Source organism: Natrialba sp. INN-245 (genome assembly GCF_009807105.1).
GTDB classification, from domain to species: Archaea; Halobacteriota; Halobacteria; order Halobacteriales; family Natrialbaceae; genus Natrarchaeobius; species Natrarchaeobius swarupiae.
On sequence record NZ_WUBV01000017.1, the window covers coordinates 107,151 to 131,097 of the forward strand.

Annotated in this window: 25 protein-coding genes and 1 tRNA gene; 9 read left to right on the top strand and 17 right to left on the bottom strand. The window is 63.3% G+C overall.

What is annotated here, in order from left to right; translation table 11 throughout:
* Positions 1–4 precede the first annotated feature (4 nt).
* The 9 genes from rpmC to GRS80_RS05415 are packed head-to-tail and all read right to left on the bottom strand — an operon-like array spanning position 5 to position 5,716.
* Positions 5–217: a 50S ribosomal protein L29 gene (rpmC, locus tag GRS80_RS05375; protein ID WP_160046665.1), complete on the bottom strand. Its 213-nt coding sequence runs from the start codon at positions 215–217 to the stop codon at positions 5–7.
* A complete protein-coding gene (locus tag GRS80_RS05380) occupies positions 217–1,194 on the bottom strand; it encodes a 30S ribosomal protein S3 (RefSeq protein ID WP_160046666.1) in 978 nt (325 codons plus the stop codon). Before GRS80_RS05380 ends, rpmC begins: the two co-directional genes overlap by 1 nt.
* Positions 1,194–1,679 (bottom strand): 50S ribosomal protein L22, encoded by a 486-nt coding sequence (locus GRS80_RS05385; RefSeq protein ID WP_160046667.1) that lies wholly within the window; start codon positions 1,677–1,679, stop codon positions 1,194–1,196. Before GRS80_RS05385 ends, GRS80_RS05380 begins: the two co-directional genes overlap by 1 nt.
* A gap of 7 nt (positions 1,680–1,686) precedes the next feature.
* Entirely contained in the window at positions 1,687–2,112 is a 426-nt protein-coding gene (locus GRS80_RS05390; protein ID WP_149080021.1) for a 30S ribosomal protein S19, read from the bottom strand.
* Entirely contained in the window at positions 2,109–2,831 is a 723-nt protein-coding gene (locus tag GRS80_RS05395; RefSeq protein ID WP_149080020.1) for a 50S ribosomal protein L2, read from the bottom strand. The genes GRS80_RS05390 and GRS80_RS05395 overlap by 4 nt, the downstream gene beginning before the upstream one ends.
* 2 nt (positions 2,832–2,833) lie before the next feature.
* On the bottom strand, positions 2,834–3,088 hold the full coding sequence (locus GRS80_RS05400) for a 50S ribosomal protein L23 (protein ID WP_149080019.1): 255 nt from the start codon (positions 3,086–3,088) through the stop codon (positions 2,834–2,836).
* A complete protein-coding gene (gene rpl4p / locus GRS80_RS05405; protein WP_160046668.1) occupies positions 3,085–3,837 on the bottom strand; it encodes a 50S ribosomal protein L4 in 753 nt (250 codons plus the stop codon). Before rpl4p ends, GRS80_RS05400 begins: the two co-directional genes overlap by 4 nt.
* Before the next feature lie 3 nt (positions 3,838–3,840).
* Positions 3,841–4,860 (bottom strand): 50S ribosomal protein L3, encoded by a 1,020-nt coding sequence (locus tag GRS80_RS05410; protein ID WP_160046669.1) that lies wholly within the window; start codon positions 4,858–4,860, stop codon positions 3,841–3,843.
* A gap of 4 nt (positions 4,861–4,864) precedes the next feature.
* Complete coding sequence (locus tag GRS80_RS05415; RefSeq protein ID WP_160046670.1) at positions 4,865–5,716, bottom strand: RNA methyltransferase; 852 nt, start codon at positions 5,714–5,716, stop codon at positions 4,865–4,867.
* Positions 5,717–6,069: 353 nt separating this feature from the next.
* Between GRS80_RS05415 and GRS80_RS05420 the strand changes: the two genes are divergently transcribed.
* Positions 6,070–6,140, top strand: a tRNA-Gly gene (locus GRS80_RS05420).
* Positions 6,141–6,313: 173 nt separating this feature from the next.
* Here GRS80_RS05420 and GRS80_RS05425 read toward each other — a convergent pair.
* Complete coding sequence (locus GRS80_RS05425; RefSeq protein ID WP_160046671.1) at positions 6,314–6,991, bottom strand: helix-turn-helix domain-containing protein; 678 nt, start codon at positions 6,989–6,991, stop codon at positions 6,314–6,316.
* A 137-nt stretch (positions 6,992–7,128) separates the two neighbouring features.
* Here GRS80_RS05425 and GRS80_RS05430 point away from each other — a divergent pair, with 137 nt between their 5' ends.
* Entirely contained in the window at positions 7,129–7,296 is a 168-nt protein-coding gene (locus GRS80_RS05430; RefSeq protein ID WP_160046672.1) for a hypothetical protein, read from the top strand.
* Positions 7,293–7,490, top strand: a complete 198-nt coding sequence (locus tag GRS80_RS05435; protein WP_160046673.1) for a hypothetical protein — start codon at positions 7,293–7,295, stop codon at positions 7,488–7,490. The genes GRS80_RS05430 and GRS80_RS05435 overlap by 4 nt, the downstream gene beginning before the upstream one ends.
* 100 nt (positions 7,491–7,590) lie before the next feature.
* On the opposite strand, the gene GRS80_RS05440 is transcribed toward GRS80_RS05435, so the two are convergent.
* Together GRS80_RS05440 and GRS80_RS05445 are read right to left on the bottom strand one after the other, a co-directional pair.
* Positions 7,591–7,779: a DUF5786 family protein gene (locus tag GRS80_RS05440; protein ID WP_160046982.1), complete on the bottom strand. Its 189-nt coding sequence runs from the start codon at positions 7,777–7,779 to the stop codon at positions 7,591–7,593.
* 263 nt (positions 7,780–8,042) lie between these two features.
* Positions 8,043–10,103, bottom strand: a complete 2,061-nt coding sequence (locus GRS80_RS05445; RefSeq protein WP_160046674.1) for a cation:proton antiporter — start codon at positions 10,101–10,103, stop codon at positions 8,043–8,045.
* A 606-nt stretch (positions 10,104–10,709) separates the two neighbouring features.
* Here GRS80_RS05445 and glmS point away from each other — a divergent pair.
* Positions 10,710–12,524 carry a glutamine--fructose-6-phosphate transaminase (isomerizing) gene (gene glmS, locus GRS80_RS05450; RefSeq protein WP_160046675.1) on the top strand — a complete coding sequence of 605 codons (1,815 nt, stop codon included), beginning with the start codon at positions 10,710–10,712 and terminating at the stop codon, positions 12,522–12,524.
* Between the two features lie 565 nt (positions 12,525–13,089).
* On the opposite strand, the gene glmU is transcribed toward glmS, so the two are convergent.
* Positions 13,090–14,271 (bottom strand): bifunctional sugar-1-phosphate nucleotidylyltransferase/acetyltransferase, encoded by a 1,182-nt coding sequence (glmU, locus tag GRS80_RS05455; RefSeq protein ID WP_160046676.1) that lies wholly within the window; start codon positions 14,269–14,271, stop codon positions 13,090–13,092.
* A 452-nt stretch (positions 14,272–14,723) separates the two neighbouring features.
* On the opposite strand from glmU, the gene GRS80_RS05460 reads away from it, so the two are divergent.
* Positions 14,724–14,933: a hypothetical protein gene (locus tag GRS80_RS05460; protein WP_149080009.1), complete on the top strand. Its 210-nt coding sequence runs from the start codon at positions 14,724–14,726 to the stop codon at positions 14,931–14,933.
* A 60-nt stretch (positions 14,934–14,993) separates the two neighbouring features.
* Here the strand turns inward: GRS80_RS05460 and glmM are convergent, their stop codons facing one another.
* Positions 14,994–16,319 (bottom strand): phosphoglucosamine mutase, encoded by a 1,326-nt coding sequence (glmM, locus tag GRS80_RS05465; RefSeq protein WP_160046677.1) that lies wholly within the window; start codon positions 16,317–16,319, stop codon positions 14,994–14,996.
* 219 nt (positions 16,320–16,538) lie between these two features.
* Here glmM and GRS80_RS05470 point away from each other — a divergent pair, with 219 nt between their 5' ends.
* Positions 16,539–16,790 carry a MarR family transcriptional regulator gene (locus GRS80_RS05470; RefSeq protein WP_160046678.1) on the top strand — a complete coding sequence of 84 codons (252 nt, stop codon included), beginning with the start codon at positions 16,539–16,541 and terminating at the stop codon, positions 16,788–16,790.
* Positions 16,791–16,901: 111 nt separating this feature from the next.
* Here GRS80_RS05470 and GRS80_RS05475 read toward each other — a convergent pair whose 3' ends face one another.
* Together GRS80_RS05475 and GRS80_RS05480 are read right to left on the bottom strand one after the other, a co-directional pair.
* Complete coding sequence (locus tag GRS80_RS05475) at positions 16,902–17,912, bottom strand: GNAT family N-acetyltransferase (protein WP_160046679.1); 1,011 nt, start codon at positions 17,910–17,912, stop codon at positions 16,902–16,904.
* Positions 17,909–19,534, bottom strand: coding sequence for an alkaline phosphatase family protein (locus GRS80_RS05480; protein WP_160046680.1), 1,626 nt, complete (start codon positions 19,532–19,534; stop codon positions 17,909–17,911). The genes GRS80_RS05475 and GRS80_RS05480 overlap by 4 nt, the downstream gene beginning before the upstream one ends.
* Before the next feature lie 325 nt (positions 19,535–19,859).
* Here GRS80_RS05480 and GRS80_RS05485 point away from each other — a divergent pair, with 325 nt between their 5' ends.
* Positions 19,860–20,978 carry a DegT/DnrJ/EryC1/StrS family aminotransferase gene (locus GRS80_RS05485; protein ID WP_160046681.1) on the top strand — a complete coding sequence of 373 codons (1,119 nt, stop codon included), beginning with the start codon at positions 19,860–19,862 and terminating at the stop codon, positions 20,976–20,978.
* 112 nt (positions 20,979–21,090) lie between these two features.
* On the opposite strand, the gene GRS80_RS05490 is transcribed toward GRS80_RS05485, so the two are convergent.
* Complete coding sequence (locus tag GRS80_RS05490; protein WP_343161462.1) at positions 21,091–22,872, bottom strand: DUF87 domain-containing protein; 1,782 nt, start codon at positions 22,870–22,872, stop codon at positions 21,091–21,093.
* Positions 22,873–23,279: 407 nt separating this feature from the next.
* Here GRS80_RS05490 and GRS80_RS05495 point away from each other — a divergent pair, with 407 nt between their 5' ends.
* Positions 23,280–23,447 carry a hypothetical protein gene (locus tag GRS80_RS05495; protein WP_160046682.1) on the top strand — a complete coding sequence of 56 codons (168 nt, stop codon included), beginning with the start codon at positions 23,280–23,282 and terminating at the stop codon, positions 23,445–23,447.
* A gap of 145 nt (positions 23,448–23,592) precedes the next feature.
* Positions 23,593–23,919 carry a hypothetical protein gene (locus GRS80_RS05500; RefSeq protein ID WP_160046683.1) on the top strand — a complete coding sequence of 109 codons (327 nt, stop codon included), beginning with the start codon at positions 23,593–23,595 and terminating at the stop codon, positions 23,917–23,919.
* The last annotated feature ends 28 nt before the right edge of the window (positions 23,920–23,947 follow it).

Sequence of the window (23,947 nt, forward strand, 5' to 3'; positions counted from 1 at the left end):
TGTGTTATTCGTCGTCGAAGTCGCCTTCCTCACGCTGGATCGTCTTGATCCGCGCGATCGTCCGTCCGAGTTCGCCGATTCGTCCCGGGTTCTCCGGGGCACCACCGGCTGCGAGGACGGATTTGGCGTTCAGGAGTTCGGTCTCGAGTTCCTCGAGTTCCTCCTCGCGCTCTGCCGGCGTCATGTCGCGAATCTCCTCGACGTGGATGATCGCCATCAGGCGTCACCTCCCTCGTCTTCGTCGTCGCTTTCGTCTTCGGCCTCCTCGTCTTCCATCTCGGCCATCAGCTCTTCTGCTTCGGCCTCGACGTCCTCTTCGAGGTCCTCGAGGCCCTCCTCGGTGTCGGCCTCGTCGTCCGCGTCGGCGTCAGCATCGGCTTCCTCGTCGTCTTCCTCGAGTTCCTCCTCGATGACCTCTTCGACGACTTCCTCGTCGAGGTCGCCGTCCTCGTCAGCCGCCGTCTCGACGGCCTCGTCGGCCGGCGCTTCGACGCCGGCCTCGACGGCTTCCGCTTCCTCGGGTTCGCCCTCGAGCAGTTCCTCGACACCCTCGGCCTCGTTGGCCTCGACGGCATCGGGAACGAGCTCTTCGGGATCGAGGTCCTCGTGGACGCCGAAGTCGTCGGGGAGTTCGGCGTTCGGCGGGATGATCTTGACCGTGACGCCGATCGTTCCGAGCTTCATGACGGCGACGCCCTGACCGTGGTCGACGATCTCCTCGGCGGGTTCGCCGTTGTGCTTGATGTATCCTCGGTTGAACTTCTCGACGCGCGAGCGAGCGCCCGTGACCTTCCCGGAGAGGACAATCTCAGCGCCGAGCGCACCGGCTTCCATGATCCGGTCGATCGTCGTGTGACCGGCTTTGCGGAAGTACCAGCCGCGCTCGAGTGCGTTCGCCAGTCGGTCCGCGACGATCCGGGCGTTGAGATCCGGCTCGTCGACCTCCTGGACGTCGATCTGGGGATCCTCGAGGTTGAAGCGCTCTTCGAGCGCCGTCGTGACCTTTCGGATGTTCTCGCCGCCTTTGCCGATGACCATCCCCGGCTTCTCTGCCTTGAGGACGATCTGGGTTCCCATCGGCGTTTTGGCGACGTCCATGCCACCGTAGCCCGCGCGGCCGAGCTCTTCCTGGAAGAACTCGTCTATCTGGGACCGCTGCAGGCCGTTTTCGATGAACTGGTGTTCGTCAGCCATTAGTTGTCGTCCTCCTCGGATTCGCTTTCGTCGGCGTCCTCGACGACGATTTCGACGTCGACTTCGGGCGTGTTCCAGGCCGATGCTCGGCCCATCGCACGGGGTTTACGACCGACCGCCTCGCCGACCTTGTGGGCGGCGACGTGGACGATCTCCATCGACGAACCGTCGAATCCCTGATGGTCGGCGTTGGCCTCGACGTTCTCGAGTAAGTCGAGAAACGCCTTGGAGGCCTTCTCGGGATACCGGCCTGCGTCCCAGCCGTCGATGTCGGAACGGTGTCCGACGCCGCTGTTGTGGGACTTGAACGGAACCGACTGTTCGCCGTCGATCACGTCCTGAAGGTACACCTGTGCGTCGTCGACGGTTCGTCCCTTCAGTTCGCGCGCGATTTCCTTGCTGTGCTTGTGGCTCATGTGACGCTCCCGAAGCATCGCTTTCGCGGTGGCGTCCGGGTCGGCGTCGACTGAGTAGTTGATTCCCATGCGTGGATCACTTCAGTGGGACGAACTTCGACGATCGAGTCGCGCCGATACCAGCCTGTCCGTGTTCGACGGAGTTGCGAGTCAGCTGGAACTCGCCGAGATAGTGTCCGATCATCTCGGGCTCGACGCGGACGCGCTCGAACGACTGTCCGTTGTACACCTCGAACGTGAGACCGACGAACTCCGGCAGGATCGGCATATCACGAAGGTGGGTCCGGATCGGCGCGTTTGCCGTCTCCTCTTCGCCTTTCTCGCGGGCCTTCTCGAGAAGCTTTTGTTTCTCGACGGAGAGGCCGCGTTTGATACTTCGCCGCTTGCGTGCGGGCAGCAGTTCCGCGACGTCTTCGAGCTCCATCTCCTGCAGCTCCTCAACGGTGTGACCGCGGTAGGTGAACTCCTCACCCTCACGGCCGGTTCGGTACTCCTGGCTCATTTGTTTCCACCTCGGCCGGTTCGGCGCGAGGAAATGTCACCGACTTTGCGTCCCGGCGGGGCGTCCCGCGAGACGGATTTCGGTTTCCCCGGGTGTTGGCGGCCGCCGCCACCGAACGGGTGGTCGACGGCGTTCATCGCGACACCGCGGACGCGGGGCCACTTGGTCCCGCGGGCTTTCATCTTGTGGTACTTGTTTCCGGCTTTGACCATCGGTTTCTCTGTGCGTCCGCCACCGGCGACGACGCCGATGGTGGCACGACACTGCGGGTCGAGGCGCTTGACCTCGCCGCTTGGCAGCTGGACGACCGCGGCGTTGCGGTCGTGGGTGATCAGGTCCGCGTTCGTTCCAGACGCCCGGGCGAACTTCCCGCCGTCGCCGGGGTTGGCTTCGACGTTACAGACCGGCACACCTTCGGGAATCTCCGCGAGCGGCATCGTGTTGCCGGGTTTGATCTCCGCGGAGACGCCGACTTGGATCTCCTCGCCGACGCCGATTCCTTCCGGCGCGAGCACGAGTCGCTGATCACCGTCGTCGAACTCGATGGCGGCAATCGGCGCTGAGCGGGCCGGATCGTGTTCGATATCCACAACCGTTCCGCGAACGACGTCGCCGTCCTCTTCTTTCTTGTGATCGAGCTTCGCCTTGTATCGGTGCGACGGGGCACGGAACGTGGAGGTCCCGCGACCACGTCGCTGTCCGAGGATTCGTCGTCCCATGGTCAGAACACCCCGATACGCGAGGCGACTTCCTGGGCGTCGTCGTCCTCGGAGAGTCGAACTGTCGCTTTCTTCTTGCCCTTCATCGTTAGCTGGGTGTTGATGTTGTCGACCGAGACGTCGAAGCGCTCTTCGACCGCATCACGAATGTCGTGTTTGGTCGCATCCGGGTTGACGACGAACTGGAGCTTGTTCTCGAAGTCCATGTCGTTCATCGCCTTCTCCGTCACGAGCGGGTGTTCGATGATACCGGTCATCGGTCCGCCACCTCCTCGAGTGCGCTTTCGGTCCAGACGGTTAGTCGACCCGGCTGTGCGCCGGGTGCGAGATCCTCCGCGTTGACCTCGGCGGCCGTCGCGACGTCGGCCCCGGCGAGATTTCGTGCGGCCCGGGATGGGCCGGTCTCGCTCGAGGTGACGAACAGGATCGACTTTGGCGTCTTGTACTTCCGGCCTCGGGCTTTCCCCTGACCAGAGCGGACGCTGCGGCCCTCCTCGGCGCGTTCGATGTCGTCGGCGATGCCGGCGGCCTCGAGGAACTCGACGACCTCCTTCGTCTTCTGGAGGTCCTCGAACTCGTCGTCGACGACGACCGGAACGTCCGTGTCGTCGTCGAAGCGGTGGCCACGTTCGGCGACCAGTTCGGCGTCGGCCGTCGCGGCGACCGCGCTTCGGATGGCGAGTTTCTTCGTCTTCGTGTTGATCGATTCTCCCTGCTCTTTCTCGGCTTTCGGCGGGTGTGCCTTGCGCCCCTTGACCGCCTGGGGAACGCGGCGGGCACGACCGTCCTGTCGCGGGACGTGTGCCATCCCGCGACCGCTACCGAGCGATTCGGCCGGCGTTCGTTTGCCGGCGAACTCGTCGGCGCCGTAATCCTGTTTTCGGTTTGCCTGGGCGACGCGAACGGCACGAGCGATCAGATCCGGGCGGTACTGCGTGTCGAAGACCGCCGGGAGCTCGACCGAATCCGCGTCCGAGCCGTCCAGGTTGCGTACTGTTGCTTCCATTGTTTAGCCCTGGTTGGATGCGGTAGAGACGAACCGGACCTCGGGATCGAGGCGCGGCTGGTCTCCGGGTCGGATCGCCGGGCGGAAGCGTACGAGACGCTTCTGTGGCCCGGGGAGCGAGCCCTTGATCAACGCGTGCGGGCCGTCGACTTCGCCGTAGTTGACGAAGCCGCCGTCGACCGTCGCGTCAGCACCGTCGCCGATATCGACGAGGCGCTTGTTCAGTTCAGTCCGCTGATGGTAGCCCATCTGCCCCTGCTGTGGAACCGTCGAGCGAACGCGGCTCGGGTTCCACGGGCCGAGGTTACCGATGCGGCGGCGCCAGCCCTGCCGGGCGTGTTTGCCCTTGCGTTTCTGGACGCCCCAGCGCTTGACGGGGCCCTGGGTCCCTTTTCCTTTCGTGACGCCGCTTGCGTCGACGTACTCGCCGGCGCGGAACACGTCGTTCATGACGTGTTCGCCGCCCTCGGCGATCGTCTCGAGCCCAAAGTCGACGCGTTCCTCGGCGGAACCGCCGCCGACTCGAGTTTCCATCACGTCGGGTTTCTTCTTGGGCACCGATGGAACGTCGCCGGGAACCGTGTGGGTGATGACGCGAACGTCGTCGACGCGACCCTCCGCTAGGAGGCCCCGAAGCTCGTCTTCGGCGGCGTCGACGTCGTAGTCATCACCGGGCAGGTCGAGGACGCGGTCGAGTTCGGGAACGAACTCGTCGGTCCAGACCTCGGTTACCGGCTGCTTTCCGTACGGTGTATCTTCGTACGCTCGCAGAGCGACGGCGCGCATTGGCGGCGTCTCCACGATCGTCACGGGGACGGTAGTCTCCATCCCCTCGGTCGCCGAGTTCGCTTTGTCGTCGACCATGACGGCGTGGGTCATGCCGGCCTTGTAGCCCGCGAAACCCTGGAGCGTCGGCTGTCCTTCGTCGTCCGGCCACGAGTTGAAGCGTGGGACCTCGCTGGTCGCACGCTTTCGTGGGCCGAACCCGAGTGAGCCTTTGCGTGGTGCGTTTGGTTGTGGCATTCTATCACGCTCTCAGTGAGAGGGGCGCGAGGGTGGCGAACAGAGCCTCCTCCGTTCGCACGACCTTGCTCCCCTGGTTCGGAACCGTGTTCAGCCAGAGGTCGAACCCTAGATCGCTGGGTTCGACTCTGCCACCACCGTCGTCGGTGGATGACACCTCGATTCCGAGGATGTCCGGCAGCCCTCTCTCGGGCGCACCGAACGCGACGGTCGTCCCGTCGGATTCGACGCGTCCGGCCAGCGTCTCGAGTCGCCCGACGGTGAGTTCTTCACCGTAGCGGGACGACGCGATGCAAACGCCGGCGTCCTCACGGCCGAGTGCTGCCGAAAGGTCCGTCCGCTCGACCGACAGCCCCGGGAGGGGCTCGTCGACGAGTTTCGCCCGGACCGGTCGTCGCGAAGAGATCCTGATGGTCACGCGCTCGCCCTCGGAGACCGCCATTTTCGGCGGTACGTTGAGGGAGATCGGGTGTTGCAAGCCGCAATTGACCCGCACGCGTTGATCAGGTCCGACCTCGGTCACGATCCCTTGTCTTGTCGACCCCGAACCGTTCGATTCGGAGCCGGTCTGTGTCGTGGCGCGGAGCGGTGGCAGGACGCCCGCATACTCCAGTTCGTCCCGCATTCCCCAGACCTCGTTTCTGAGGTACGGTGGCGTTGCGGCGTACCGCAAGACGGTGTTTACGAACCCGCCGTCGAATCGCCCGGTTTCGCCGTCCCGATCGGGATAGACGAACAGGCGATCGACCCGAAAGATCGTCGCCGCGCGGGCGACGTATCCGAGCTTGCGAGTTGCCTCGCGTTTGTCCTCGGCTTCTCGGGTCAGTGACGACGGAACGAGTATGCTGACGGTCATGCCGAAACGCTTCGGCGCCGCGTCACTAGACTGTAGCGCTTTGTTGCCGATAGGGTCTTAAAAGGATAGCGGAATCCATCCCGGCTGTGACGGCCTCACAGGGTGGTATTGAGCCAGTTTGGGCGACATTCACACGCGATGCAATTTGTCGGCGATTGATACGGACCGGTATCGTTCGGTGCTGGCGATCGCTCGGACGGGACCGACCCGTTCTCGCTACTCGAGAGCCGGTGATCCGGACGATCTTCGAAAATCGGTTGACGGCGTCGCGTTCGTCGTGGTGGCGCGTACCGAACCCGACTCGATTCGCAACCCTTATACATCCCTCCGGGAGTAGAATAGAGTGCAGCAGGGCGCTGGTAGTGTAGTGGTATCACGTGACCTTGCCATGGTCACAACCTGGGTTCAAATCCCAGCCAGCGCATTTTCACTGGACAACAACGACGAGCGAAGCGAGTAGTCTGTCCAGTGAAAATCGAACCTGGATTTGAATCAGGGAGGAGCTTTGCTCCGACCGTGGTTCAAATCCCAGCCAGCGCATTTTTCGACGAACAATACCGACGACCAGAGCGAGTCGTCCGTTCCTCGAGACCGTGTCTATCCCTCGAAAAGCGCAGTCAGCACTGCCGCCTCGGCTTTCCTGAGGTGTTCCGCCGCGGTCGAGGTTGCACAGCCGAGTTCTCGAGCGACGTCTTCGCTCGTCGCTTCACGGGGAGTGTCGTAGTAGCCGAGTTCGATCGCGGATTCGACCGCCTCCCGCTGGCGCTCGGAGAGTCGGTCGACGACGGTCTCGGGTGCGACCCGCGTTCCGCCGACCGATTCGATCTCGACCGTGACGTCGTCGGGAATGTCTGCCACGGCGGACTGGGCGTTCGTGACCGCGGTCTGGACGTCGCCGTCTGACCCGACGACGGTGAACGTGTAGGTCCCGTCGGGGTTCCACTCCGCCGGCGGTATCGTCATCAGACTGCCCCGTTTGAAGTTTTCCCAGAGCGCCCGCGCGCTCGCCGACCCCGTTCCCCGGACGAAACAGTAACACTCGTCGACCGACAGCGAGATCAGTTCGTACTCGCTGACCGCGTCGTCACGCTCGAGAACCGATTCGAAACGCGACGTGTCACCGCGGACCCGCAACAGAAAGGTTGCGGGTGACTCCGTGACGTTCCAGTTGACGACCTGTACTCGAGCGAACTCCTCGTCTGCCCCCGTGACGGCGTCGTACGTGAGTGGCAGATTCGAATCGCCCGGATCGATCGTCACTCGCACGCGTTTCATACAGCGTTGGTTTCGCGATCCGGTGAAATACGTTTGCGAACGCGTCACAGTGCAGGACGGATCTCAGGCGTCGAAATATAAACGCGGGAAAAATATGCGGCAGGAGTTCTTCCTCCTGTCGGCACCTCTCGGCCCGTATGAAACGGATCGTTGTCGGAGCCGATCGAACTGTGAAGGGGATCGCAAAGACCGGAGCGACGGTGGTCGCGATCACGGCGTTTCTCGAGAGCAGTCGGACGAACGCGCTCCTCGAGGACGATACTCCCGACCAGTACCACGGCGAGCGAACGGTGAGATCGGAATGAACGGTAGTTGGACGGTGACTCTCGGTGCGATCGCCGTTTCGCTCCTCTTGATTCCCGGCGGGCTCACCTACTTCTTCGCAAACGGCGGTCTAGCAGCGGTCGACGGCTCGAGCACGGTCGTCATCGGACTGATCGCGATGCTTCCCGGGGTTTTGATGGGGTCGACGGCGCTGTGGGTCGCGGCCCAGGGGTAATTTATCGGGATTCGATCGGTTCTCGGCCGGATCGAGGATCGTATCGGCTTCCAGAACAGAGACGTCGGCTGTAAAAAGTGGAATCGATCGCGGGGGTCAGTTAGTCGTCGCCGTCGTCGTCGTCTTTCATCGAGTCGAGCTGGGAGACGAGCTCGTTCGTCGAGAGATCGGACTCGAACGACAGCTGGCCGTCGTGGTCGTTCTCGTGGACGTTGACCGCCTCGACGTCCTCCTCGTCCTCGCTCGTCTGCTCTCGCTGTTCGGACTCGTCGTAGCTACCAAAACCCATAGGACTACTGGTCGGCAGGTGGGTAAAGGCGTGGCGGTTCGTCGCCATACTGCGAACTGCTCACACGTGTCGACGCGATCCGACTGCCTGTGTTCGTCGGCCCTCATACGGATTCCTGTAACGTGTTACCGCTGAAACCGCAGACGGGTCGCGGTTTCGGCGGTACCGACTTACAGTAAATCGTATCAGGGGCAACCGGTTCCGACCGTGGTCCGTCACAGTCGATGGTTCGCTCGAGGCCCGTCGACCGGGTGGAGACCACGTTACTTCAGCCGGAGGTACTGTCTGTCGTAGTCGGGTTCGTCCTGTCGGGGGTGAATCGTGATGAACGACTCCGGGGGCAGTTCGGCAAGTCTGGCTGGCAGGTCCTCGAGTTCGGAGTGCCAGCCGACGTCGCCACGACGCGGCGAGATGGCGACGATGAGATCGTCTTCGTCCGTCCGAGACTCGAGTAACGGCAGAAGACGGCCCCAGTCGTCGATCGAATCGAACTCGGCTGGAACGTCCTCCTCGACGAGCTCGAACAGCTGTTCGAACTGGTGGGACGATCCCTCGACGACGACGACGTTCAGTTCGGCGCCGAGTCCAGCCGTGATACGCTTGACCAGGTGGACCGCCTCGTAGAACCCCTCGTGGTGGTCGGCACCGATCGGGACGACGACGACGATGCGGCGAGTCGTGTTGATCGGGTGACCGAGTCGCGAGATGAGTACGGGGAGTTTGGTTCGCTCGAGGACCTGGTCGATGATGCTCCCGAAGATGCGGTGGCGGAAGCTCTGTTTCGCGTCCCAGCCCATGACGATCTGGTCGGCCTGGACCTCGATCGAGCCCTGGACGATGCCGGAGGCGACGTTGTGGTTGATCCGGGTTTCGGTCTCGATGGGAACCTCGGCTGCGCTTCCGGTCGCAGCCAGATCGTCGAGGTCGGCTTGCACGTCGGTGACGCGGCGCTCCGTCTCCGCCTCGCCATCCGGTTGGACGACCGTGATGACGTTGACCGGCTCGGTTCCGCGATCACCCTTGATCACGAACGCGAGTTCGAGCAGCCGTTGCTGGAGTTCGGCGTTACGAGACAGGGGCAACAGGATGCTCGGATCGTCGGTGTCGGTCTCGCCGTCGCCGACCTCGCGATCGAGGGCGAGGCGGGTTGCCGCGCGCTCGGTGATCCAGGGGCTGACGAGGGCGGTCACGAGCAACATCAGGACGACGGCGTTGAGGACGCTGTCGCCGAACAGACCGGCGTCGTAGCCGACGAGAGTGATCGCAAGCGCCGCAGCGGCCTGTCCGGTCGAGAGCCCGAAGATGACCGCGCGTTCGTTGGCGGTGTATCCCTGGATCCGTGAAACGATCCAGGCGGCACTGCCCTTGGTGAGGAGCATGATTCCGATGATGGTGGCGGCGATCAGGAGCGTCGTCGGTCCGTCGAAGATGACGACCGGGTTGACGAGCATCCCGACGTGCAACAGAAAAAACGGGATAAAGAAGGCGTTGCCGACGAACTCGATGCGGTTCATCAGGGTTCCACCCTCCGGAATCAGCTGGTTGACGGCGATGCCGGCGACGAACGCGCCGAGGATCGGATCGAGCTGGAGCACTTCGGCGAGACTGGCGGCGGCGAAGATGGCGACCATCACGAACAGGAACTCGAAGTAGCTCTCCTCGCTGAAATTCTGAAAGAACCACCGCGATCCACGCGGCAAGACGAGCCAGACGGTTCCGAAGAGGACGACCAACGCGAGCAGTACCTGGGCGATCAGCCAGACGGTGAGCTCACCCTCCGTCGCCCCGGTGACGATCGCGAGGACGATCAACGCGAGCGTGTCCGTAAAGAGAATACCGCCGAAGACAGCGGTGACGGCCCGGTTTTTCGTCACGCCGAGTCGGTTGACGATCGGGTAGGCGAGCAACGTATGTGAGGCGAAGACAGCCGACAGCAACAGGGCGGCCCAAGGGTCGAATTCGAACACCGAGTACATCACCGCGGTGCCGACGGTAAACGGGAAGAAGAAACTCGTCAGCCCGAACAGCGCCGCGTTCTCCGGAGCCTCTTTGAACCCACGGAGATCGAGTTCGAGCCCGACGGTAAACAGCAGATAGATGAGCCCGACCTCACCGAGCAACACGATCGCGCTGGAGTGGTCGACGATCTCGAGCGCGTCGGGGCCGACGAGCGCACCGAGCACCACGATGCCGACGATTCCCGGCTGTCCCAGCCGTTTGACGATCAGCGGACCGGCGAGAAAGATCGCCATGGCGATGGTAAACACCAGCACCGGCTCTTCGAGCGGCATCTCGAGGACGTTCGCGACTGGTGTAGTGTTCATTCCGTCTCGGACCGACGTTCTCTGTCGTCGTGGCGATCGTTTGGTTCAGGCTATTGTTGCCGCATTCGTCGAATTTCAGATCGAAAGGCCGTGATTATCGCGGAATGATGTTCGGGGAGTTAATAAAATGTCTGACTTCTCCTGGGTTCGAGGATGGATTGTGTTATTTCCTGCTACTAGCGGACGAGCTACTGAGTGAATGTACGAAACATCGGCTCCGTTCGACGAACGGTCGGATTCGACGGTCGTTCGGTGCCTACTGGCGATTCATCGAGGGGTACTCGGCGTTCGTGACGTCGTACTGCGGACGCCGATTGCTGTTCGATGGACATACTCCAGTTTAGACGGACATTCGAGTGGCTTTGCTCTCAGTTAGACGAGAAAGTCGACCGAACGTTGGGTGCGTGACGCGGAGGCGACGTCGCGGCCGGTCTAGCGAGTCGTCGTGTAGTCGACTGTTCAGGGACGTATTACGGTGTCTCGACCCTGTCTAGTAGCCCGTCTATAGTAATGGGTTCGGACTGCCTGTGCTCCGATCATGCACGATACGGGATTTTCGTTGTACGCGAGGCGAGTGTCGGCAGCGTTCGACGGGGTGAGTCGCTGATGTGTGGGATCATCGGTCACGTCGGAAACGGCGACGCACTCGAAACGCTGTTGACCGGGCTGGAGAATCTCGAGTACCGTGGCTACGACTCGGCGGGCGTCGCCGTCCAGAACGGCTCCGGAATCGCCGTCGAAAAGCGCTCCGGAAAGGTCCAGGAACTCAAAGACTCGATCGAAGAGGTCTCACTCACGGGCGAGGTCGGCATTGGCCACACGCGCTGGAGTACGCACGGTCCGCCGACCGACGAGAACGCACATCCACACACGGACGAGACGGAAGACGTCGCCGTCGTGCACAACGGAATCGTCGAGAACTACGCCGATCTTCGGGAGTGGCTTCGCGGGAAGGGACACGAGTTCACGAGCGACACCGATACGGAGGTTATCCCACATCTCATCCAGTACCACATCGATCGTGGACTCGACAACGAAGCCGCGTTCCGTCGCGCGATCGACGAACTCGAGGGAAGCTACGCCATCACCGCCATGTTCTCGGGCGAGCACGTCCTCTACGCTGCTCGTCAGGGATCTCCCGTGGTCGTCGGCGTCGAGGACGATCAGTTCTTCCTCGCGAGCGACGTTCCCGCGTTCCTCGAGTACACGGACACGGTCGTCTATCTCGAGGACGGCGACGTCGCGATCGTCGACGAGGACGGAATCGAGTGTACCGATCTGGCGGGAGAGCCGATCACGCGCGAGCCAGAAACCGTCGAATGGGACCCGGAACAGGCGGGAAAGGGCGAGTACGACCATTTCATGCTCAAAGAGATTCACGAGCAACCGGTGTCGCTCTCGCAGGCGATCGAAGGCCGGGTTGATCCCGCACGGGGACGGATCGCTCTCGAGGAGTTCGGTCCGGCGACGTTCGAGGGAGTCGAGTCCGTCCAGCTGATCGCCTGCGGGACGTCCTATCACGCCGCCCTCTACGGCTCGCTCGCGCTGAACCGGGCCGGCGTTCGTGCGAGGGCGTTGCTCGCAAACGAGTACAGCGTTGGAGCTCCACCCGTCGACGAGAACACGCTGGTGATCGCGGTTTCACAGAGCGGTGAGACGGCGGATACGCTCAACGCACTCCGCCAAGCCAGTGCCGAAGGTGCTGAAACGCTCACCGTAACCAACGTCGTCGGCTCGACCGCCGCGCGGGTAGCCGACGAGACGCTCTTTATCAGGGCCGGACCCGAGATCGGTGTCGCCGCGACCAAGACGTTCTCCTCTCAGGCAGTGATGCTCGTCTTGCTCGCCCAACGAATCGCCGACGACGTCCGTGGCGGGCCAGGCGCAGACCTCGAGTCCCTGTTGACGGAGCTTTCCCGAATGCCGGCGGCGATCGACGACCTGCTCTCCTCGACCAACGCCCGATCGATCGCCAGGCGCTACGAGGGCTGTCAGTCGTACTTCTTCATCGGTCGCGGGCTCGGATTCCCCGTCGCGCTCGAGGGAGCGCTGAAGTTCAAGGAGATCACGTACGACCACGCCGAAGGGTTCGCGTCGGGCGAGTTGAAACACGGGCCGCTCGCACTCGTGACGCCGGAGACGCCCGTCTTCGCGGTGTTCACCGGAACCGAAGACGAGAAGACGTTGAAAAACGCCGAGGAAGCCCAGACCCGAGGAGCGCCGGTGATCGCCGTCTGTCCCGACGGCCATCGAGCGGTCGACGTCGCGGACGCACACCTCGAGATCCCCGACACCGACAGTATGCTCGCAGGGTTGTTTGCGAACGTACAGCTCCAGCTCGTCTCCTATCACGCGGCGCGCCTGCTCGAGCGACCGATCGACAAGCCGAGAAATCTGGCGAAAAGCGTCACTGTCGAGTAATGGGTTCGTTGTGGCAACGAGAATCGAGTACGAGTCTTCGAGACCAGAGGGACCGAAGGCCACCCCCGTAGCCCGACGTCCGATCGGCCTCGTCTACGGCGACTCGAACTCGAACGCGTCGGAATCGAATCTGGAGGGAATGCGGTGATCGAGTAGTGGTGTGATACCGACCCACACCCTCCAGTTTCTCTAGGAGTTCGATATCATATAAACCCAGCACCTGATCACTACGGGAACCGTCTCCTCCGTCGGAGAAAACCGCGAGACTGTGCGGGGTCGTTCGGATTGCCCGAACGCGAACGCGGTCGTCGTCGCGTTCTCACTCACGGACTGTCTTCGTTGCCGGGTATCGGTGACCCCGTCCGAACGATCACCGGTAGAACAGTACGACGATCCGTAACTGTAGTAGCCACTGCAGGTCTTGCACACCTGATCGTCAGACGGATCGGCGATCAGTGTGTGAATCGTTTCATACGGTTTACTGTAAGTCATTTCCGGCGCAACCGCGACCCGGGCGGCGGTTGCGCCGGTAAATCGTTACAGCAACCCGTATCAGTTGTTACTATTATCGATCGCGTTCGACGATCTCACCTGGAGCCGTCGTCGTCCCAGTATCGAGTTTGAGCCCCGGTGTCAGGCTGGTGTTGATACCGGTTTTGACCCTGTCACCAGCGACGACACCGAACTTTCGGCGTCCAGTGGAGACTCGTTTTCCTTTCACCGTAAACCGAACGGGCTCGCCGTCGTGACGGAGGTTAGCGACGGTCGTCCCTGCACCGAAGTTCACGTTCCGGCCGAGCACGCTGTCACCGACGTACGAGAGGTGCCCGACCGTCGCTCCAGAGGACAGAACGCTGTTTTTCACCTCGACGCCGTGACCTACTTTCGCGTCGGTCCCGATCACCGTCGCGCCGCGAACGTACGCGTTCGGGCCGATCGTCGCACCCGACCGGACGAGAACCGGCCCCTCGAGGACGACACCCGACCGTACCGTCGCGCCTTCCTCGACGATTACGTCTCCCTCGAGGAACGCGGCGTCGCTCACCTGGCCGTCGACCCGCCGCTCGAGCGTCCCGACTTTCCACTCGTTGGCTTCGAGCAGTTCCCACGGACGGCCGACGTCCATCCACCGGTCGGTGGTGATCGGCGTGACGGAGTACTCGCCGATGACCCTGGCGAGTACGTCGGTGATCTCGTGTTCCCCACGTTCGCTCGCGGGGACGTCGAGCCACCGTCGTGCTTCCGCCGGAAACGCATACGCGCCTGCGTTCGCGAGGTTCGTCGGCGGGTCGGCAGGCTTCTCGACGATGTCGGTGACCGTTCCGTCGGTCGTGCTGAGCACGCCATACTGGCGCGGATCGTCGACTTCGACGGCACAGACGGCTGGACACGCGTCGAACAGCTGCTCGATCGCGTTCGGGTCGTACAGGTTGTCGCCGTTGAGGACGGCGAACGGGCCGTCGAGGTGCTCACGGGCGGTGTTGACCGCGTGTGCGGTTCCCGCCTGTTCGGTCTGGTGTGCGTAGCTGACGGGGACGTTCCGGTACCTCGAGCCGAAGTGCTCTTCGACGGTCTCGCTCTCGTAGCCGACGACGAGGACGATTTCGTCTGCGCCGGCGTCGACAGCCGCGTCGACCGTGTGTGCGGCGAGCGGCCGATCCGCCACGGGCAGCATCGGTTTCGGGACCGCGGTCGAGAGCGGTCTGATCCGCGTACCTTCACCTGCCGCGAGGACGACAGCTTTCATGGACCCCGCTACACCGATTCGTCGGATAACTATCCCCTCGCTACTCCGCCCTCTCCTGAGAGTGGGACGGAGACATCCTTGAGTCAACTCGTCTGCGTGGCCATTCGACGCGGGAACAGGGTCGTTGGCAAAACTGCGATACGTTCATCCGTCGTTTACCCCACCTCGTAGATCAGGGTAGAATCGTCGTTTGGAAAACCGTCATTCCGACCGTCCGTCGAAACGGTCCGCCGAGTCGTATCGACGATGGGCTTGGAATCGGGGCTGGATTTCATCGGAAAACATCTCATTACCGACCGGAAATATTTGATTTCGTGGCTAAGAAGCCGTGAATGCCAGGATATTCGAACCGTCACGAGCACCCATCTGTCGGGTGCGAAAGCCGAAACTAACCGATTCGAAACGAGTTATGCGGTCTATAGTAAATACCGTTCTGTGGTTACGGGTTGGTGATGTCGACGGAACCAACCGATGCCAAGTGGACGCCGATGACGTCCGGACACCAGACCAGCGCTCCGCAGTGTGTCAACTGTGGCAATCAGGTAACGCGCCAGTTCGCCCGCGTCTTCGGCGACAATCGGGACGTCGTCCACGCCTGCCCTGACTGCTCGACGTACCGCGAGATGAAAACGTCCGATTTTATCCCGAAAGAGCTCCGGTGACCCCCGGTCCTATCGATCGGCTGAGAGGACGCGTCGATGGCGTAGCCGGCTCTGGCCGGCTTACTCGTGTCGGTTGATCGACTCCGAGACGAGTGTCGTCGCTTCGTCGAAAACGGCGTCGACGTTCGATTCGGTGCGTGACTCCGCGGTGACGCGCACCAGCGGTTCGGTTCCGCTGGCACGGATCAAAAACCAGCCGTCGTCGGTTTCGACGCGAACCCCATCGAGCGTGTCGACGTCGTCGTATCGGTCGTCGACGCGCCGCCGAAGGTCGTCCACGACGGCGTCTTTCTCCTCGACCGAGACGGACGTTCGCCGGATCGGATAGCGATCGATTTCCTCGACCATCGCGGAAAGCGATCCTCGCTCGTCGGCCAGTTCGACGAGAGCAGCGGCGGCGAGCGGGCCATCCGGACAGAGCGTTTCGTCCGGCCAGATCCAGGCCCCGCTTGGCTCTCCCCCGAAGACGACGTCCGCTTCGGTCGCACGTTCGGCGACGAACACGTCACCGACGCGCGTTCGCGTTACCGACGCCCCGACCTCGGCAACGGCGTCGTCGACCGCGAGACTCGTATCGACGGGCGCGGCGATGCGGTCTCCCTCACCCGCGACGGTTCGCGCGAAGATCGCCAGCAGCGCGTCCTTCGGAACGAACCGCCCCGTCTCGTCGACGGCGAGCATTCGGTCCGCGTCGCCGTCGTGTGCGATACCGAGATCCGCCTCCGTCTGCCCGACCAGCGTGGCGAGGGTCTCGAGGGTCTCTTCGGTTGGCTCACTCGGCCGACCCGGAAAGGAACCGTCTCGCTGTCCGTTTAGCGTTCGGACGCGACAGCCCAACTCGGCGAGAACCGCGGGCGTAATTCCGCCGGCACCGGTTCCGAGATCGACGATTACGTCCGGCGTTCCTTCCAGGTCGACTGTGCCTTCGATGCGTTCGGCGTGGGCCTCCCTCGCTCGCTCACGGCGTCGGCGAACGCCGAGTTCGTCCCAGGGAACGGGTTCGTAATCGCCGTCGCGGACCCGTCGTTCGATCGCCCTCCGGCGATCGGGACCGAACGCTTTTCCCGACCGTGTCCAGAGTTTGATCCCGTTGTCCGGTGCGGGGTTGTGCGACGCTGTGACGACGACGCCCGCGTCAGCGTCGAACAGTTCGACCGCGCGTGCGATCGTCGGCGTCGACTCGACACCGACCGTGAGGACGTCCGCACCGCACTCACGAAGACCGGCCGTGAGTGCGTCGACGAGCATCCGGCCGCTCTCGCGGACGTCCCGCCCGACGACGACGGTTCCACTCCTCTCCGAGGCGACGGCGCGGCCGACCGAGAGCGCGAGTTCGGCCGTTACGGTCGTTCCGACCCGTCCACGAATGCCGCTAGTTCCAAACATACCCGTCACTGACGTACCCCATTGCCTTACTATTCGCCGTCTACTCCCGGCCGGGACACACCTGCCCGTCGACGGTCGAGTTCACGGAACAGTCGCACCCGTCGACCGGCTCTAGTCGTCTCGAGAGAAAGACACGATCGGTAGCACGTCCCTATATCGCTAAACTGTCGACACCGACTATGTGGGGTCGGATCGACCCACTCGAACGAACCCATCCACATGAGCGCAACCGATCACGACATCGACGACGGATCTAGCACCGCGATCTCGGAGCTCTCACCGAGTGCGAAGCTCGTCTACAAGGTCCTCGAGTACGAGGGCGAGATGACCCAAGAGCAGATCGTCTCCGAGTCTCGACTCTGCTCGCGGACGGTCAGGTACGCCCTCGGCAAACTCGAGGAGAGCGGTCTGGTCGCGAGTCGCGTTCACCTCGAGGACGCCCGTCAGTCGAAGTATCGGATCGACGGCTGAGACGGATTGTTGTACCGATCTACCTGTAACCGTAAAACGGATCGTACCGCGACTGACGGACGACAGGCTGGATGATTCGTACCGGTCGTCGAATCTCGACCGACTCCGGAGTCACTGCAGCTTTCGATACTGATCGATCACCAGATCAAGCCCGAACGCCCCCGCGGTGATCTCGTAGGTGGTCTCGAGGCGAGGGTTGAACTTCGCTTTGTACCGGTTGATGCTCGGAACGCCAGCCCCGACGAGGTCGTAGCGCTCGAGTCCCTCCCGGAGACCGTCGCGCATAACCGTCCAGTCGAGCAGATCGTTGATCGGGAGGTCGACGTCGATGTCGGGTTTGACGCCGCCTTGCCAGCGGTATCGGGTCGTTTCGGATTCGACGACGAGGATTCCCCCGAGGAACTCGCCGTCGCTCCGGCAGACGTAGGGACGGATTGCGCCGTCCGGTAGCGTTTCGTATGCTGATCGGGCGAACTCCGGGCTCAGGTGAAACGCACGCCCCTGGTTCTCGTATCGGTTTGCCACCTGATCGACGATCCGCTCGACGTCGACGCCGTCGCCCTCCTCAACGACGTAGGTGTCCTCGTCGGCGTTTCGGACGTTGCTCCGTGCGTCGCTGCTGAACCGGTCGAGTAACTCCGATTCGTCTCCCTCGAGGTCGACAACGTAGGTGTAGCCGGGCGTGACGTCGTAGTCGTTCCAGACGAACGGACGCACGTCGTCGAACTCGGCGGCGACGAACTTGCTGTACTGGGGCGAGATTTCCTCGTCGATCCACTCGAGAGCGCCCTCGAGAAACCGCGAGATCCGCCGGTCGGCCTTGCGCTGTTTGAGTTTGTCGACGTTCAGCGTTGCGGGGCCGAGATAACACGACCACGACCGGGGCGCTGGGGAGAAGACACCGGTGATCGGCCCCTTCGTGTACTCGAAGACCGGAAAGAGGCCGACCGCCTCCTGTCCCTTGAATCCGGCCAGGAGGTGTGCTCTGGTCCCCGTATCCTCGGCCTGGAGCCGGAGCGCTTCGGCCCGGAAAAACGGGTTCGTCCCGTCCGATCGTTCGACGTAGCGGTTCCACTCGTCGGCGTCGGTCCGCGGATTGAGAACGGTGATATCGACGCTCATAGATATCCGAGATCCGAGAGTCGATCCTCGACCGCTCGATCGTCCGTCGCCATGACCGGAGTCGACTCGTAGGCCGGATACTCGGCTTCGGCGCTCCCCTCGACGATCGAGAGTGTCTCACCGTCGAAATCGGCGTCGACCGGTATCCCGAACAGCGAGCAGATCGTCGGTGCGACGTCGAAGATCGTCGCGCCCTCGAGCGAGCCGTGCTCGTCGAACGCCGGCCCCGTCGCCGCGACGACGCCCGTCCGCTTGTGGTTCCAGGACTCCATCGGCTCGCCGAATTGCGCTGTGCCGAGATCCGCGGCGAGCGCGGTGTCGAACGCCGCCGGAACGGTTACGATGTCGGGTGCGTCCGCTACGTGCGGGCCGTCGAAGAACGCTTCGCGTGGCCCGACCGTCTCGAACATCGGCTCACCGCCGGGGGTTCGGACGTCCGACAACGTCTCGACGACTTCCGCCCGTACCTCCTCGTACTCCGATTCGGGGACGGTCCCCTCGGGTTCGCGACCCTCGAGGTTGATCCGGAGACCGAGTTCGCTCTTCGAGCGCATGTAGACGGCGGAGTTCGGGAAATCGACCTGCTCGCTGGCCGCCCGGATCATATCGTTCGGAACCCGCCGCCCGATCGGCTCTTTGAGCCCGACCCGATCGAGGGCGTTCGCGACCCGCTGGGTCGTGAGTCCGACGCGTGCCACGGCGTTCATCGCGCGCTCGAGTGCACTCTCCTCGTGTTCGCCGGCGTTTTCGCCCTCGAGGAGGTCGTTCTCCCAGGCGCGAGACCAGTCGGGCATCCCCTCGCCGCCGCTCTGTGCCGTGAGATAGCCCCGATCGCGGAGGAACTCGTTGATGCGGAACTCGGGACCCGAGACCGGGCCGATGCCGTGGTCGCTGACGACGAGGACGTTGTCAGGATCGGTCTCGGCGAGCGTCTCCTCGAGTTGGCGGTCGACCGCGCGGTAGACCGCCTCGATCGCCGCCTTGTCGCCCGGGCGTTCGTGAAAGACGCTGTCGGTCTGTTGAAACTGGAGGAAGCCAAACTCAGGTTTCATCCGGCGACAGAGGTACCGAAACGCCTTTCCGCGCCGTTCGATCGTCAGTTCGTACCCCTCGATCGACCGATCGGCAGCGGGCGTACTCTGTGGATAGACGTGATAGTCGCCACAGGCGATCTTGACGTCCTCGAGGACGCCATCCGGGTGACAGTCGGGGTCTTCGGGGGCGGTCATTCCTGGAATCAACGCACCGTCGAACTCGCGGGCGGGGTGAGTGACCGGCACGTTGACGACGACGCTTCTGATCCCGTGTTCGCCCAGGAGTTCCCAGATCGGCCGTTCGCGCACGTGAGTCGCGTTGACGACGTTCCAGTCGTAGCCGTCGAACGAGAGAAAGTCGTAGACGCCGTGTTTCCCCGGGTTCTTTCCGGTGAACATCGAGGGCCAGGCGCTCGCCGTCCACGGGGGAATCTGGGACTCGAGTGGTCCGTCGATTCCCGTCTCGAACAGTCCCTCGAGGGTTGGAATCTCACCCGCCTCGAACAGCGGCTCGAGCACCGGCCGGCAGCCGGCATCGAGCCCGACGACGAGCAGGCGAAGGTCGGTTTCGTCGGTCGGTTCCGTCATGGTCGGGCCCTCCGTGCGTCCGGGCTTTGTTATGCGAGTGCTTTGGGCCTGTAAGCCGGCTCTTCACGGCGTGTCGATAGTCGGTGATCGCGAGGAAACACGACCCCCCGTTCTCACGGCGGCGGTCGATCGAGGTCGTCTACAGGTCTCCTGGCTGGGCGGACTGTGCGAACGAACGCCAGTGTAAGGATCGGTTTCAGGCGCTATCTCGAGCGTATTGCCCCTATCACTAAGGCCGCTCTCGACGAGTTACCGACGGTATGGGCCAGGTAGTCGAGGCATGTTCTCTGGCAACACGGGTCGTCGGTCGGGAGGGGCGTCGTCGATGATCGACGGAACGCCGTCGCTGTTCGTCGCCTCGCTGTCGAACCAACGACCGGCCGGTATCGAACCGTTCGTCGAGCAGTTCGTTCGCGAATTCACCTACTACGGGTCGGGAAAGGCCGCACTCAGGGATGGTCTCGCCGGACTCGTCGAACCGGGAGAGAACGTCCTCGTTCCGGCGTATCTCCCCGACGGCGTCGCCGAACCGTTCGCCGAACTCGGTCTCGAGACCCGTTACTACCGGATCGAGCCGTCGCTGGCAGCCGACCTCGCCGACCTCGAGCAGCGGTTGGACGACGAGACGGCCGCCGTGGTCTCGGTCAACTACTTCGGCTTTCCACAACCGGGGCTCGCTGAGCTCGAGGCATTCGTCGCCGAGTACGACTGCTATCACGTCGACGACAACGCTCACGGCTCGTTCAGCGTCGACGACGGAACGTTGCTCGGAACGCGGGGCCACCTCGGGATTACGAGCCTCTGGAAGGTGTTGCCGATCCCCGACGGTGCGCTCCTCTATCTGACCGACGAAACGGTAGCGGACCGGTACGACCCCTCGTCGTCGGCCGGTGTGCGAAACGGCATCGGGACCGTCGACTGTCGGTTCGTCGCGTCGTCGATCGTCGACGACCTGTTCGGGGCTAACGGAGCGGTTCGCCGATCCATCGACGCGCTCGTCGCTGGACGGGGTGACACGCCGGCCGTCGGCGGACCGCGTGAACGCTACGAGCGGGGAAAGCGGCCGATGGCGAAGCTCTCCTGGTACGTTCTCGAGGATGTCGACCCCGACGGGGTCCGGGCCGAACGCCGGAGGAACTACCGGGCGTGGCAGGAGATCCTCCAGGCGCGAGACGACCTCGAGGTCGTCTTCGACTCCCTCCCTACAGGAATCTGCCCCCAGGTGGTTCCGGTTCGTGCCGACCATCCCGAGGGCTTTCTCGCGGAACTCGAGGCCTGTGCGGTCGATGGCGTCCACACCTGGCCGCGGCTGTCCTCGTCAGTTCTCGACGACTCGGATTACGACACCGCGAGGCGTCTCTCCAGGGAGATCGTTACGCTTCCCGTTCACCAGCAGATCGACCCCACGGCGATCGTCGATGCCGGCAATCGACTCGTCCGTTGAGTTCGCCGGCAACGACTCGTGCGATTCACTGTACGCCATTTCCAGCGCATCCGCCACACGGGTCGCGGTTGCGCCGGTACATCGGTACGGAAATCCGTCTCACGACCGTTCCTCACTCGTCACCGGCGACCAACACGAGCTTCGATCGAACGTCGTCAGCCAGCCCGTACCGCCGGTCGTCGCTCCGATCGAGGATCGACTCGCTCCGAAGCTCGGAGAGTAAGCTCTGGACTGCGACAGGGGAGCGGCCAACTCGAACGGAAAGCGAGTCGACGTCGAGTGGTCCCTCACTGGCCAGTATCGCCAGGACCACCGCCGCAGTCTTCGTCGAACACCGCGATCGCTCGCTCCCCCGCTCGACCGGTTCGGCGATCCCGGCCGTCTCGAGGTAGTCAGAGAACTCCCGTCGATCGTTCGCGACGACGATCCGTGAACTGGTTTCCGGGTCGTCGACGCTGACGTAGCCGAACTCGAACTCCTCGCCGCCGCCGTGGACGATCGCGTCGTCGGTCGACGAGTCGTCCGCCTCGACGTCCGCGACTGCGTTTTCGATCTCCTCGGCGTCCGCGGAGACGCTCGCGTCCGCGGATTCGTCCGGACGCTCGCCGTCGCGCTCGAGTTCGTCGACGCGGTTTCGAAGCCGTTCGGTCTCGTCTCTGAGCCGTCGGATCAGGTCCGAACGAGAGTCGAGTTCCGACTCGAGGGCTTCGATGCGCTCCTCGCGGTCCTCGAGTTCGGTCTGGAGCGTCTCGATGCGCCCCTCGCGGGCCTCGAGATCGGCCTTCAGGTCGTCGCGTTCGTCCTCGAGTTCCACGACCTCGTCGTGGAGGCGGCGAACCTCCTCGTCGCCGTTCGGTAACTTCGACTGGACGGTGTTCGGGTTGCTCAACGCGTCGGCCATCTGTTTCGCTGCGTTCGAGACGTCCCGGGCGGACTCGAGTTCGTTCTCTAGGGTTTCGATCCGTTTTTCTTTCTTCTCGAGTTCGGACTCGAGTTCGTGAACCCGATCCTGTTTGCGCTCCTTTCGTTCCGAGATCTCCTGGAGATCGCCGACGAGCGCGTCGGAGACGGATTTGAGTTCGGGCCGTTCGAAGTCGTCGAGGCCGGGCGTCGCGCCCGCGTCGAACGTCCGCTTGCGCCGGAACTGCACCTTGCGGACGTCGGCTTCGGTCCAGTCGGTCTGGACGAACGCCTGGCCGTCGCCGAGATCGGAGACGAGTTCGGCGTACTCGGTGTCGATGATTCGGCCGACGACCTTGGTGTCGTTCTCCCAGGTGAGTCGGTGCCAGACGAGCCAGTTCGCCTGCGTGATGAAGTCTTTCTTGACGTCGGCGGGTCGCTGGCTGATCCCCAGGATGCCGAGGCCGTGTTTCCGGCCGCGCTTGCCGATCTTGATCAGGAGTTTTCCGGTCTCGCCGACGCCACCGCCCTCGGGGATGTACTCGTGGACCTCCTCGACGACGAGTAAGAACGGCTTCTTCAGTTTCTTCTCCTTGACGAACAGCTGGCGGGCGATCTCCTTGATGAGTTCGTCCGCGACCTCCTCGTCGAGATAGCCGGAGACGTCGAGGATGACGGGGACGTTCTCCTCTAAGGCGAGCGTCGCCATCTGTTCGGCGTGCTCCGGGCCGATTTGGATGTCACACTCCTCGTCTGCGCCCGCGTGCAACATCTCGTACTCCTCTTTCAGGCCGTAGTATTCCCCGTCGGTGTCGACGATGAGCAGCGGAAATCCCGCGTCGAGTAACTCCTCGGCGATCACCGACGCGGTATTGGACTTGCCGCTTCCGGACTTCCCGGTCACGAAGCCGCGACCGGTTAGCAGTTGGACCACCGGAAGCGCGACGTCGGACCCGTCGGCGGTCTCGCCGACGATCACCCGTTCGTCGCTCACGACCCGTTCACCTCGACCCGGTTCGATCCACACACGCTAGTCATAGAATTACCGTTTCAACACGACACCTTGAATATTCGTGTCGACGGGACGATCCTCTCGAGCCAACAGTGAAGCGGCCACCCCGATACGGACAGCGACGAGACAATCCCGGTCGATCGACGAACTGCGAATGATCGGCCGGCAATCAGTCACAGCAGACCGTATGAGCCGGCGGTGGAGTGCGTTCAGACGTCGACCCGTACCGGGTGTAAATCCGACTCGAGCCGTCGGTGGGCGACCGGCCACCAACCGTACGGGAATTCGCAACTCGGTCATGCTATGATATACCACGCCTGAGAAACAATTATGTCATTCCCGGCAGACGTTTGGATCGACGGGTCGCACAACCGCGACCGTTTCGACCGATGACCGCGCTCACACCCCACATCCCGGCTTTCGCACGCGTCAATAGCGGTGCGAAGGCTCTCGCCGCCCCCGCTGAGGGAACCGGGGCGGCCTGGGGCGGGTTCGGCGCGGTCGTCGGCTATCCGATGTCGATTATCGGTAACATCGGGTCCGTCCGCGCCGCGTAAGCGCCGAACGCTGGCCGGACGGATCTCACCTTCTTCCACTTTCACGGAGTAGACGGTGTCGACCGTTCGGCCAGCCACGACGACCCTCGTGGGCTGGCCAGCCGGGTTCGGTTCCGGCCTCGAGTTCGACTCTCGACGAGGGCGTATGGCACGACAACTGCGAGCCGTCGTCGTGACGCTCGCCGTGCGCGTTCCCGTGAACGCGACCGGCAGCCTCGCCGACGGCGCGACGAGAGTCGTCGAACGAATAGACGCCGTCTCCCACCTCGAGGACGTCGAAGTCAGGGGCGTCCAGCCCGGACTCAACGATACCGTCGTCGAACTCCACGTTCGCGCCGACCTGACGTTCGACGACGAGGGCGCGGACGACGCGCTGGTGAGACGCGAACTCGAGGGCGGCGTCGGCGTCCGACGCGTCGACGAGGTCGAAACAGTCGACGCCGAGCGGACGCCGGTCGCCGAAGTCGGCTGACCGAGGACGGACAGTGGGTCGCTCCGAA